Source organism: Streptomyces sp. Rer75, assembly GCF_013414305.1.
Lineage (GTDB): Bacteria > Actinomycetota > Actinomycetes > Streptomycetales > Streptomycetaceae > Streptomyces > Streptomyces himastatinicus.
Genome location: NZ_CP058693.1, coordinates 3,364,080 through 3,376,228, shown reverse-complemented (window position 1 = coordinate 3,376,228; position 12,149 = coordinate 3,364,080). Strand labels below are relative to the sequence as shown.

The window sequence follows — 12,149 nt, the reverse complement described above, 5'->3', positions numbered from 1 at the left end:
GCGTACGACAGGGCGCACAGCACGAGGACGGGCTTCGGCGCCGCGGATAGAATGCCGCGGCGCCGGAGCCCGTCGTCGGCTTGGCAGGTTCGGTTCGGCAGGGGTTCGGCAGGAACGGGGGTTCACCAACCATGCGAGGCGTGACGCACCACATCACCGCCATCAGCGAGGACGGCACCGTCTTCGAGGTCAGCTACGGCTACGGCCGGGGGCAGCGGCGGCTCCTCGGCTGCCTGCACTGTGACTGGCAGGAACAGATCACCTACGGCGGCGCCCGCCACAAGGGCCTCGACCACCTCGCCCAGGCCCACGGCGCCCTCGGCTCCCCTCGCATGACCGCCGACGCGGCCGCCCGCCGCCAAGCCCTGCTCATCATGTTCGCGTGCTTCGCGGTGGCCGCGGTGATGCTGTGGTGGGCGGCGTCCCAGGGCTGACCCGCAGGTCGCCCCGGGGCGGGGCGCCCGGACGGTGTCTACGCCCGCAGGCCGTTCAGCAGCAGGGTGAAGAGGTCGGCGAAGGCCAGTTCCGCGCCGGGGTCCGACCACTCTTCGGCATAGACCGGGTCGTGGAAGTGGGCCGTCGCGGACCACAGGGCCTGGGCCGTCTTGCGGGCGTTGGGCGTCTTGAACTCGCCGCTCGCGAGGCCGCTTTCGACGATCTTCGTGAGGTCGCCGACCATCGTTTCGATGTGCCGGGCGACGGTGCCGCTGTTCTCGTCGGCCAGGGACAGATAGGTGGCGAACAGCTCCGGATCGTCGCCCGCCTTGCGCCGCTTGGCGGCGAAGAGGGTGGCCAGCCACTCGCGCAGCCGCTCGGCCGCCGGGCCCTTGGCGCGGGCGATGGCGGACAGTTCGTCGTGTGCCTGGTCGAGCCACCGCTGGGTGACCGCCTCGCGCAGGGCCGCCTTGGTACGGAAGTGGCGGTAGACACTGCCGTGGCTGACCCCGAGCGCGCGAGCGACGTCCACGACCGTGGCCTTGGCCGGGCCGAAGCGGCGCAGCACGTCCTCGGTGGCTTCGAGGACGCGGTCGGGGGTCAGGGGTGTCTCGGGCGGCGGCATCGGGTCCCTTACTTCTTCTCGCTGTCGAGGAAGGTCATTTGCGCCTCCGGGTAGCGGTCGCCCGCGGCAGCGCCTTCTGGTACGACTTCCTCGATCGCGGCCAGGTCGTCGGCGTCGAGCGTAGCGCCCAGGGAGCCGAGCGCCTCCGTCAGCTGTGCACGTGTGCGGGAGCCGATCAACGGCACGATGGCCGTGGCGTGCTTGGGGCCCTGGGCGAGCACCCAGGCGATGGCGGTCTGCGCGACACTGATGCCCTTGTCGTCGGCGACCTTGCGCAGGGCCTCCACCAGGCCGAGGTTGTGGTCGACGTTCTCGTCGCCGAAGCGCGGGCTGAAGCTGCGGAAGTCGCCCTCGGCGAGCTTGCGGTCCCGGCTCCAGTGGCCGCTGATCAGCCCGCGGGAGAGCACGCCGTACGCGGTGATGCCGACGCCCAGCTCACGGCAGACCGGCAGGATCTCGTCCTCGATGCCGCGGGAGATCAGCGAGTACTCGATCTGGAGGTCGGAGATGGGGGCGACGGCGGCGGCCCGGCGTATGGTCTCCGCGCCCGCCTCGGACAGCCCGATGTTCCGTACGTACCCGGCCTCGACCAGCTCGGCGATGGCGCCCACGGTCTCCTCGATCGGGACGTCGGGGTCGACGCGGGCGATGCGGTAGACGTCGATGTGGTCGGTGCCGAGGCGCTGGAGCGAGTAGGCGGCGAAGTTCTTGACGGCGGCCGGGCGGCCGTCATAGCCGGACCAGCCGCCGTCGGGGCCGCGGAGGGCGCCGAACTTCACGCTGAGCAGGGCGTTTTCGCGGTGGGCGGCGGGGGCTGTGCGGAGGGCCTCGTTGATGAGCAGTTCGTTGTGGCCCATGGCGTAGAAGTCGCCGGTGTCCAGCAGGGTGACCCCGGCGTCGAGCGCCGCGTGGATGGTGGCGAGGGACTCGGCGCGGTCGGTGGGGCCGTACAGGGCGGACATGCCCATGCAGCCGAGGCCGATCGCGGAGACCTGGGGGCCGGTGGTGCCGAGTTGGCGCATCTGCATGGGGGTGCTCCTTGCGGGGACTCGGGGGTTCCATACGGGTGCGTTGGCAAGCGTGGCAGATGCGATGACAGATTTCAATATCTGTCATCGCCTACCCGTCATCGCCTGTCTGTCATCCCCTGGCTGTCATCGCCTGTCTGTCATCCTCTGGCTGTCATCGCCAGCCTGATGTCGCCCGCCTGATACCGCCCGCCTGATATCGCTCGGCTGTTATCGTCCGTCCGCTCTCCCCACCCCGTTCACGCCACCACGCGCGGCAGCCGCAGGCTCAGCAGCACCGTCAGCGCGACCGCCGCGAGCTGGGCCGCGAGCGTGATTACCAGCGCGTCGCCCATCCCCACCGACGGCGCCAGCGCGAGGAACAGCGTGCCGAGCGTGGCGACGCCCAGCGCCAGCGAGGACTGCTGGGTCGTGACCATCACGCCGCTGCCCACCCCGGCCCGCTCGTTCGGCACCTCGGACAGCACGATCCGGACCAGCACCGGCAGCTGGAGCCCCTGCCCGAATCCGGCCAGCGCGACGCCCGGCAGCAGCCCCGCCAGGGACAGGTCCGGCCAGTCACGCGCCACGGCCAGCATCAGCAGCCCGAGGCCCACGGCCTGGAGCAGCCCGCCGGCGGTCACCACGCGGCTGCCGTACCGGCCGACCAGACGCGGCCCCATGAGCGAGGCCACGAAGAAGGCGGCGGCCATCGGCGCCAGCGCCAGACCGGCCGCGACCGGCCCGTAGCGCAGGCCCTGTTGCAGGGCGACCGCGATGACGAACATGAAGCCGCCGAAGCCGATCGAGAACGGCATCAGCATCGGAAGTCCGCGCCGCAGCCCGCGCAGCGCGAACAGGCTCGGCGGCAGTAGGGGAGTGGTACCGGCCCGGTCGGCGCGGCGCTCGATCACGTAGAACGCCGTCGCCGCGAAGGGGAACACACCCAGCAGCAGCCAGGTCCACAGCGGCCAGCCCGCCGCCCGCCCCTCGGTCAGCGGCACCATCAGCGTGATCAGCGAGACGGCCAGCAGTACCGTGCCCGGCACGTCCACCGGCGCGGGCCGGTCCGAGCGGGTCTCGGGCACCGTACGCAGGGCCAGCACCAGGCCGATCAGCGCGACCGGGACGTTGACCAGGAAGACCGCGCGCCATCCGGTGCCCGCGATGTCCGCTGCCACCAGCACCCCGCCCAGGATCTGCCCCGCCACCATGGCGAGACCGGCCGTCGCGCCGTACATGCTGAGCGCGCGGGCGCGGCGCGAGCCGGTGGTGGAGGCGTGGATGGTGGCGAGCACCTGAGGCAGCATCAGCGCCGCCGCGGCGCCCTGCGCGACGCGCGCCGCGACCAGGCTCCACGCGTCCGGCGCGAGCCCACAGGCCAGCGAGGTCACCCCGAAGGCCGCCATTCCGGCGAGGAAGAGCCGTTGCCGCCCGAAGGAGTCGCCCAGCCGTCCGCCGAGGACGAGCAGCACCGCGTACGCCACCCCGTACCCCGCGACGATCAGTTCCAGGATGGCCGGGCCCGCGTCCAGGTCGCGGTCCATGGTGGGCAGGGCCACGTTGACGATGAAGAAGTCGATCAGAGGAAGCGCCGCCCCGAGCAGCAGGGTGAACAGCCCCGGGCCGCTCAGCGTCCCGCCGTGCGGTGTAGCGGCGGACGGTGTCGTGGTGGTGCCGCGGGCGGCTGAGGCGGCCGGGGCGGCGGTTCTGGCACGAATTTCTGTTTCGGTCACGCTTCAGACGATCGCGCCGCGCTCAGCCGGGTACCAGAGTGTCTTTATCCTGGTACAAGAAGTACCTGGCAACCGGCTGAGCCCTGGGGCACTCTGGAGCCATGACCATCACGGTGCAGGGTGCCACGGCCATCGGCGGGGCCGCGATCAGACGGACCGAGCTGGCGGCCTTTCTGCGCAGCCGCCGGGAGCGGATCACCCCCGAACAGGTGGGGCTGCCCCGCGGCCGCCGCCGGCGGACCCCCGGGCTGCGCCGCGAGGAGGTCGCCCAGCTCTCCACGGTGGGCGTCACCTGGTACACCTGGCTGGAGCAGGCCCGGGACATTCATGTGTCGGTGCAGGTCCTCGACGCCATCGCCCGCGCGCTGCTGCTGGACCGCAGCGAGCGCGCGCACCTCTTCGTACTCGCCGGGGAGATCGATCCGACCCCCGGGAGCGAGTGCTCCGGGGTGCCGCAGTCGCTCCAGGTGATGCTGGAGCAGCTGGAGCCGTTCCCGGCGTGCGTGCAGAACGCCCGGTTCGACCTCCTCGCGTACAACCGAACCTACCGGCTGCTGATGTGCGACCTGGACGCGCTGCCGCCGGAGGACCGCAACTGCATGTGGCTGGCCTTCACCAACGACGACTGGCGCGCGAGCCTGGTCGACCGGGACGAGACGATCCGGCTGATGGCCGCCAAGTTCCGCGCCGCGATGGCCGAACACGTCGCCGAGCCCGCCTGGAAGGCGCTGCTGAGGCGGCTGGAGGAGGCCTCACCGGAGTTCCGGGAGATCTGGGCGCGCCATGAGGTGCTGCGGCCCAGCGACAAGATCAAGGTCTTCCGGCAGTCGACGGTGGGCGTGCTGCGGCTGACCTCGACCAGTCTGTGGACCGGCCCCAACCAGGGGCCCAAGCTGCTCACCTACACCCCGGTGGACACCGAGACCCGTGAGCGCCTGGAGCAGCTTCACGCCCTCGCGCTCGAATTGGCCGAGGTTTGACCCGTCGGCCCGCCGTCACCGAACAGCGCGGCGGCGTGCCGGGTGGTGGCCAGCGCCCAGCGGCCGGTGGTCACGGCACCCAGCAGCAGGATGACGGCACCGCATCCGGCGATGATCCACCAGGCGGGCCGGGCGGCGTCCACGAACGCGGCGGCGGCCGCCGCCGACGCCTTGTGGCCCGGCGCCGCACCCGCCGCCCCGGCCGCCGCGCCCGCGGCCAGCACCGCGCCGATCACCGCGACCCCGAGCGACTGGCCCACCTGGCGGCTGGTGGAGGCGACGGCGGAGGCGACCCCGGCCTGTGAACGGGGCATCCCGGAGACCGCCGTATTGGTGATGGGCGCGTTGACCAGTCCGAATCCGATACCGAACAGCACATAGCCGGTCAGCAGCAGCACATTGCTGGACTCGGCGTCGAACACGGCGAACAGCACCCCGCTGGCTCCTATCGTCACCCCGGCCAGCAGCAGCGGCAGCCGGGGGCCGCCGTGGCCCACCAGCCGCCCGGACAGCGGTGCGCAGATGAAGCACATGAACGCCATCGGCAGCATCCACAGCCCGGCGTGCAGGGCGTCGAGCCCGCGGACGTCCTGGAGATAGAGCGTGTTCATGAAGAGGAAGCCGCCGAGCGCCGCGAACGCGCTCATCGCGATGACCGTCGCCCCGCTGAAGGGGGCGCTGTGGAAGAAGCGCACGTCGATCAGCGGTTCGGGACGCCGCCGCTCGTAGCGGATCAGCGCGACGAGCCCGACGACGGCGACCGCCGTGCAGACGGAGATCAGCGGCGAGTCCCAGCCGTGCCCCGGCGCCTCGATGATGGCGTACGTCAGGGAGCCGAGGACGGCGATGACCAGCAGCTGGCCGATGGGGTCGGGCCTGCGGGGCTTCGGAGCGCGCGACTCCGGCACGAAGCGGGCGGTGAGTACCACCGCCGCGAGCCCGACCGGAAGGTTTATCCAGAAGATCGAGCGCCAGCCGATCGACTCCACCAGCGCCCCGCCGACGATCGGCCCGGCGGCCATGCTGATGCCGACGACCCCGCCCCATACGCCGATCGCCCGCGCCCGCTCCCGGGGCTCGGTGAAGGTGTTGGTGATGATCGACATGGCCACGGGGTTGAGCATCGAACCGCCGACGGCCTGCACCATGCGGAAGCCGACCAGCGCCCCCAGGCTGGGCGCGACGCTGCACAGCGCCGAGCCGAGGGTGAAGATCACCAGCCCGGCCTGGAAGACGCGCTTGCGCCCCATCCGGTCGGCCGTCGACCCGGCGAGCATCAGCAGCGCGGCGAGGACGAGCGTGTACGCGTCGATCGTCCACTGCATTCCGGAGACCGAGGCGTTCAGATCGCTCCGCATCGAGGGCAGGGCGACGTTCAGCACGGTGTTGTCGAGGCTGACGATCAGCAGGCTCATGCAGCAGATCGCCAGCACGAGCATGCGCCGCCGAGGACTGAGCTCAGGCATGGTTGAACGCTACAACGATGTCGTGGATTACGGAGGGTACGAACCGCCCGGCCGATCCCCTGCGCGGGTGCGGGACAATGAGAGCTCCGGTCCCTACGAACCCTCGTACCCGCCCCCGAAGGAAGCCTCACCCCATGACCCAGACGCAGCTGAAGGTCGGCCCGCATACGGTCCAGCCACCGGTCGTGCTCGCACCGATGGCCGGGATCACCAACGCGCCGTTCCGCACCCTGTGCCGGGAGTTCAGCGGCGGCAAGGGGCTGTTCGTCAGCGAGATGATCACGACCCGGGCGCTGGTCGAGCGGGACGCCAAGACCATGCGGCTGATCCACTTCGACGGCACCGAGAAGCCGCGCTCCATCCAGCTGTACGGGGTCGACCCGGTGACCGTCGGCAAGGCCGTGCGGATGATCGTGGACGAGGACCTGGCCGACCACATCGACCTCAACTTCGGCTGCCCGGTGCCCAAGGTGACCCGCAAGGGCGGCGGCTCGGCGCTCCCGTACAAGCGGAACCTGCTGCGCGCGATCCTGCGCGAGGCCGTGACGGGCGCAGGCCCGCTGCCGGTGACCATGAAGATGCGCAAGGGCATCGACGACGACCACATCACCTACCTCGACGCGGGCCGGATCGCGGTCGAGGAGGGCGTGACCGCGATCGCGCTGCACGGCCGCACGGCGGCCCAGCACTACGGCGGCACGGCGGACTGGGACAGCATCGCGCGGCTGAAGGAGACCGTCCCGGAGATCCCGGTGCTGGGCAACGGCGACATCTGGTCCGCCGAGGACGCGGTGCGGATGATGGACCGGACCGGGTGCGACGGCGTGGTCGTCGGGCGCGGCTGCCTGGGGCGGCCGTGGCTCTTCGGCGACCTGGTGGAGGCGTTCGAACCGGGCGGCGGGGCCGGTTCCGCCCGGCCCACGCTGAAGGAGGTCGCCGCCGTGATGCGCCGCCACGCCGAGTTGCTCGCCGAGTGGCTGGAGGACGAGGAGCGCGGCGTGATCGACTTCCGTAAGCACGTCGCCTGGTACACCAAGGGCTTCTCGGTCGGCTCCGAGATGCGCAAGCGGCTCGCGATCACCTCGTCCTTGGCCGAACTGGACGACCTGCTGGCCGAGCTGGACCTGGACCAGGAGTGGCCGCCCGGCGCCGACGGCCCCCGCGGCCGCACCTCGGGCCGCAACCGGGTGGTGCTCCCGGACGGCTGGCTGGCGGACCCGTACGACTGCGCGGGCGTGACCGCGGACGCGGAGCTGGACACCTCGGGCGGCTGAGCGGTCAGGAGGACGAGCGGTCAGCAGGACGAGCCGTCAGGGGGACGAGCCGTCAGGGGGACGAGCCGTCAGGGGGACGAGCCGTCAAAGGGACGAGCCGACCGCCAGGTCCAGCGTCAGCGCCGCCGTCCAGCTGAAGTCCCGGGTGCCGCGCGCCTCCTCCGTGTACGGGTCGACGTACTCGGCGAACCCGGAGGCGGCGGCCACCTCCAGGGCCGCGGCCCGCAGCGCGTCCGCCTCGGGGACGGCGCCGTGCAGCCGCAGGCCGCGCTCCAGCAGCCAGTTGACGTTGAACCAGGCCGGGCCGCGCCAGTAGCGGGACGGGTCGAAGGCGGGGCCGCGCAGGTCGTAGCTGGGCACCAGGCGCACCGAGGTGCCCAGCCCGAAGTGCTCGCCCGCGGCGGTGCGGAGCAGCGCGTCGACCGTGGCCCGGGGCAGCTCCGGGACGAGCAGCGGCAGCAGGCCCGCCGCGCTCAGCTCGGGGATCAGGCCACCGCCCACCACATCGCGGCACAGGAACAGCCCGGCGGCCGGGTCCCACAGCCGGTCCAGCAGGGCGGCCGTCAGACGGGCCGCCCGGGCGTGGTGCGGGCGGGGGTCCGCGCCGACGCTCCGCGCGATCTCGGCCAGGGCGTGTTCGGAGGCGATCAGCAGCGCGTTGACGCCCGGGTCCTCGACCACGAAGGCGGGCGCGCCGGGGCGGTCCTCGTAGCCCCCGTCCCGGTAGCCCGCCGCGAGGCGCACGTACCGCCCGTAGTCCAGGTCCGTCGGGCGGTCGGTGGCCGCGCCGTGGTCGAGGTCGGCGCGGTGGAACGTCTCCGGCGGTACGGGTTCGACGCGGGCCAGCGGGGCGTCCCAGCAGGGGCTGTTGTCCATGCCCGGCTCCCAGGGGTGGACCACCGCCACCAGACCGCCGCCGCCCAGGTCGCGCCGGTCGGTCAGATAGCGGTGCCAGGCGGCGAGCCGGGGGTACGTACGGGCCAGGAAGCCGGACCGCACCGAGGCGCGCGGGTCGGCGCGGTGCACCAGCAGACAGGCGAGCGCGTGCACCGGCGGCTGGATGATCCCGGAGGTCGCGACGCCGGGCGGGGCGCCGGTGTTCCCCGTGGACGGCCGCCAGAAGTCGGGGCCCGGGAAGTAGGCGCCCGGCGGCACCGCCTGGTTGTAGACGATGTGGGGGATCCGTCCGTCGTCCCACTGGGCCGTGAGCAGGGTTTCCAGTTCCCGCTGGGCGCGGCGTACCGAAAGATGACGCGATCCGATCGCGATGAACGCCGAATCCCAGCTCCACTGGTGCGGATAGAGGCCGCGGGAGGGGACCGTGGAGGAGCCGGTCCAGTTCTCGTCGAGGACGCGCCGCGCGCCGGGCACCACCTGCGCGAGCGCGCGCCGGGCGCTGGTCACGGGGCCTCCTCATCATGGCGTGTGGGGGCACGATACCGGCCCTGCGACCGCCACTCACCTGCGAATCGCTCATCTGAGCAAGCACCCTCTCGTTGGTGTCCATAGAGTGAGACGAGGCACTCTGGAGGGGGGTGATTCTCGCCACTCTGATCAAGCCTTCGCTCAGATGAGCGGAAGCGGAGGGGTGGCTCGGCGGTCGTCCGCTGCGCTCACCTCCTCAATGCTTGGCACTCAGTGCCATGCTTCCGATGTTCGAGCCCTCGAGCCAGTGATAACACACAGTGATCAACCACCTGTCGGCCCTATGCGTGGCGTGTGCATGTGTTCGACTCTTGAAGGAGTGGCCCACGCCACTCCTTTTGCCGCTGCCCTTTCGAACACGTGGCAGGCGGGTGGTTACAGCCGAATGACGGTGGAGTGGACATACTCAGGAGCCTTCGATCTGGGTACGCTCCCCGCCGTCAGGGCAGCCGAGCCGAGGAGATCGAGTCCCGTGCCGGAAACACAAGATCAGCAGAAGTTCGTTTACGACTTCACCGAGGGCAACAAGGATCTCAAGGACCTGCTCGGCGGGAAGGGTGCGAACCTCGCCGAGATGACCAATCTCGGTCTCCCCGTGCCACCGGGATTCACCATCACCACCGAGGCGTGCAAGGTCTACCTCGACAGTGGTTCCGAGCCCACGGCCCTCCGCGACGAGGTGAGTGCGCACCTCGAAGCCCTCGAAGGGAAGATGGGGAAGGAGCTCGGCCAGGCCGACGACCCGCTCCTGGTATCCGTACGCTCCGGCGCGAAGTTCTCGATGCCCGGGATGATGGACACCGTCCTCAACATCGGCCTCTCCGACGAGTCCGTCGCAGGGCTCGCCGCGCAGGCGGGCGACGACCGGTTCGCCTGGGACTCCTACCGCCGCCTGATCCAGATGTTCGGCAAGACCGTGCTGGGCGTGAACGGCGACCTCTTCGAGGAGGCCATCGACGCGGCCAAGCAGGCCAAGGGCGTCACCGTCGACATCGACCTGGACGCCGCCGACCTCAAGAAACTGGTCGCCGAGTTCAAGACGATCGTCTCCCAGGAGACCGGCCGCAGCTTCCCGCAGGAGCCGCGCGAGCAGATGGACCTCGCCGTCCGGGCCGTGTTCGACTCCTGGAACGGCGACCGAGCCAAGCTCTACCGCCGCCAGGAGCGCATCCCTCACGACCTGGGCACCGCGGTCAACATCTGTTCCATGGTCTTCGGCAACCTCGGCCCCGACTCGGGCACCGGCGTCGCCTTCACCCGCGACCCGGCCAGCGGCCACCAGGGCGTCTACGGCGACTACCTCCAGAACGCCCAGGGCGAGGACGTCGTCGCGGGCATCCGCAACACCGTTCCGCTCGCGGACCTGGAGCAGATCGACAAGCGCTCGTACGACGAGCTGATGCAGATCATGGAAACGCTCGAGACGCACTACAAGGACCTGTGCGACATCGAGTTCACCATCGAGCGCGGCAAGCTGTGGATGCTCCAGACCCGGGTCGGCAAGCGCACCGCCGGTGCCGCCTTCCGGATCGCCACCCAGCTGGTCGACCAGGGCTTGATCGACGAGGCCGAGGCGCTGCGCCGGGTCAACGGCGCGCAGCTCGCGCAGCTGATGTTCCCGCGCTTCGACGAGGAGGCCGCGGCGAGCGACGCCGTACGGAAGATCGGGCGCGGCATCGCCGCCTCCCCGGGCGCCGCCGTCGGCAAGGCCGTCTTCGACTCGTACACCGCCGTCAAGTGGTCCCGCTCCGGTGAGAAGGTCATCCTCATCCGCCGCGAGACCAACCCCGACGACCTGGACGGCATGATCGCCGCCGAGGGCATCCTCACCTCCCGCGGCGGCAAGACCTCGCACGCCGCCGTCGTCGCCCGCGGCATGGGCAAGACCTGTGTGTGCGGCGCCGAGGACCTGGAGGTCGACACCAAGCGCCGCCGCATGACCGTACCGAGCGCGGACGGCAAGGACGACCTGGTCATCGAGGAGGGCGACGTCGTCTCGATCGACGGCTCCTCCGGCAAGGTCTACCTGGGCGAGGTCCCGGTCGTCCCGTCCCCGGTGGTCGAGTACTTCGAGGGCCGGATGCACGCGGGCGCCGACGACGCCGACGAACTGATCGGCGCCGTGCACCGGATCATGGCGTACGCGGACCGGGTCCGCCGCCTGCGGGTACGGGCCAACGCGGACAACGCCGAGGACGCCGCCCGCGCCCGCCGCTTCGGCGCCCAGGGCATCGGGCTGTGCCGCACCGAGCACATGTTCCTCGGTGAGCGCCGCGAGATGGTCGAGCGGCTGATCCTCGCCCACGGCGACGAGGAGCGCGACGCCGCGCTCGGCGAGCTGCTGCCGCTCCAGAAGAAGGACTTCGTGGAGCTGTTCGAGGCGATGGACGGGCTCCCCGTCACCGTCCGGCTGCTCGACCCGCCGCTGCACGAGTTCCTGCCCGACATCACCGAGCTGTCGGTGCGCGTCGCGCTCGCCGAGTCCCGCAAGGACCACAACGAGAACGACCTGCGGCTGCTCCAGGCCGTCCACCGGCTGCACGAGCAGAACCCGATGCTCGGCCTGCGCGGCGTACGCCTGGGCCTCGTCATCCCCGGCCTGTTCGCCATGCAGGTCCGGGCCATCGCCGAGGCCGCCGCCGCCCGCCGGAACGCCAAGGGCGACCCGCGCGCCGAGATCATGATTCCGCTCGTCGGCACCGTCCAGGAGCTGGAGATCGTCCGCGAGGAGGCCGAGCAGATCATCGCCGAGGTCGAGCGCGCCCACGGCGTGGACCTCAAGCTCGCCCTCGGCACCATGATCGAGCTGCCCCGGGCCGCGCTGACCGCCGCTCAGATCGCCGAGTCCGCCGACTTCTTCTCCTTCGGCACCAACGACCTCACCCAGACCGTGTGGGGCTTCTCCCGCGACGACGTCGAGGCCAGCTTTTTCACCGCGTACCTGGAGAAGGGCATCTTCGGCGTCAGCCCGTTCGAGACGATCGACAAGGACGGCGTCGGCTCCCTGGTCCGCGCCGCCGCCCAGGCCGGACGGGCCACCCGCCCGGACCTCAAGCTCGGCGTCTGCGGTGAGCACGGCGGCGACCCGGAGTCCGTCCACTTCTTCCACGAGGTGGGCCTGGACTACGTCTCCTGCTCCCCGTTCCGCATCCCCGTCGCCCGCCTGGAGTCGGGCCGCGCGGCGGCCAACGGCCGCTGACG

At 71.2% G+C, this 12,149-nt stretch carries 9 protein-coding genes; 4 read left to right on the top strand and 5 right to left on the bottom strand.

Annotated features, from left to right (window positions below):
• Positions 1–131 precede the first annotated feature (131 nt).
• The gene (locus tag HYQ63_RS14395) at positions 132–434 is read left to right on the top strand and encodes a hypothetical protein (protein ID WP_179934193.1); all 303 of its coding nucleotides are present in this window, start codon (positions 132–134) and stop codon (positions 432–434) included.
• Positions 435–472: 38 nt separating this feature from the next.
• Here HYQ63_RS14395 and HYQ63_RS14390 read toward each other — a convergent pair whose 3' ends face one another.
• The 3 genes from HYQ63_RS14390 to HYQ63_RS14380 form a co-directional block, all read right to left on the bottom strand.
• A complete protein-coding gene (locus HYQ63_RS14390; protein WP_179934192.1) occupies positions 473–1,060 on the bottom strand; it encodes a TetR family transcriptional regulator in 588 nt (195 codons plus the stop codon).
• Between the two features lie 8 nt (positions 1,061–1,068).
• A complete protein-coding gene (locus tag HYQ63_RS14385) occupies positions 1,069–2,088 on the bottom strand; it encodes an aldo/keto reductase (RefSeq protein WP_179934191.1) in 1,020 nt (339 codons plus the stop codon).
• 239 nt (positions 2,089–2,327) lie between these two features.
• Positions 2,328–3,803: an MFS transporter gene (locus tag HYQ63_RS14380; RefSeq protein ID WP_179934190.1), complete on the bottom strand. Its 1,476-nt coding sequence runs from the start codon at positions 3,801–3,803 to the stop codon at positions 2,328–2,330.
• Between the two features lie 101 nt (positions 3,804–3,904).
• On the opposite strand from HYQ63_RS14380, the gene HYQ63_RS14375 reads away from it, so the two are divergent.
• A complete protein-coding gene (locus HYQ63_RS14375; protein WP_179934189.1) occupies positions 3,905–4,783 on the top strand; it encodes a helix-turn-helix transcriptional regulator in 879 nt (292 codons plus the stop codon).
• Here the strand turns inward: HYQ63_RS14375 and HYQ63_RS14370 are convergent.
• A complete protein-coding gene (locus HYQ63_RS14370) occupies positions 4,750–6,249 on the bottom strand; it encodes an MFS transporter (protein WP_179934188.1) in 1,500 nt (499 codons plus the stop codon). The two genes, HYQ63_RS14375 and HYQ63_RS14370, sit on opposite strands and share 34 nt — an antisense overlap.
• A 134-nt stretch (positions 6,250–6,383) precedes the next feature.
• Between HYQ63_RS14370 and dusB the strand changes: the two genes are divergently transcribed.
• Complete coding sequence (gene dusB, locus HYQ63_RS14365) at positions 6,384–7,523, top strand: tRNA dihydrouridine synthase DusB (protein ID WP_179934187.1); 1,140 nt, start codon at positions 6,384–6,386, stop codon at positions 7,521–7,523.
• Between the two features lie 84 nt (positions 7,524–7,607).
• Here dusB and HYQ63_RS14360 read toward each other — a convergent pair whose 3' ends face one another.
• Positions 7,608–8,927 (bottom strand): hypothetical protein, encoded by a 1,320-nt coding sequence (locus HYQ63_RS14360; RefSeq protein WP_179934186.1) that lies wholly within the window; start codon positions 8,925–8,927, stop codon positions 7,608–7,610.
• A gap of 493 nt (positions 8,928–9,420) precedes the next feature.
• Between HYQ63_RS14360 and ppdK the strand changes: the two genes are divergently transcribed.
• A complete protein-coding gene (ppdK, locus tag HYQ63_RS14355) occupies positions 9,421–12,147 on the top strand; it encodes a pyruvate, phosphate dikinase (RefSeq protein ID WP_179934185.1) in 2,727 nt (908 codons plus the stop codon).
• Positions 12,148–12,149: the final 2 nt, after the last annotated feature.

Coding starts and splice junctions, on each gene's coding strand:
- HYQ63_RS14395 (WP_179934193.1), top strand. CDS start 132: ATGCGAGGCGTGACGCACCACATCACCGCCATCAGCGAGGACGGCACC.
- HYQ63_RS14375 (WP_179934189.1), top strand. CDS start 3,905: ATGACCATCACGGTGCAGGGTGCCACGGCCATCGGCGGGGCCGCGATC.
- HYQ63_RS14385 (WP_179934191.1), bottom strand. CDS start 2,088: ATGCAGATGCGCCAACTCGGCACCACCGGCCCCCAGGTCTCCGCGATC.
- dusB (WP_179934187.1), top strand. CDS start 6,384: ATGACCCAGACGCAGCTGAAGGTCGGCCCGCATACGGTCCAGCCACCG.
- HYQ63_RS14370 (WP_179934188.1), bottom strand. CDS start 6,249: ATGCCTGAGCTCAGTCCTCGGCGGCGCATGCTCGTGCTGGCGATCTGC.
- HYQ63_RS14390 (WP_179934192.1), bottom strand. CDS start 1,060: ATGCCGCCGCCCGAGACACCCCTGACCCCCGACCGCGTCCTCGAAGCC.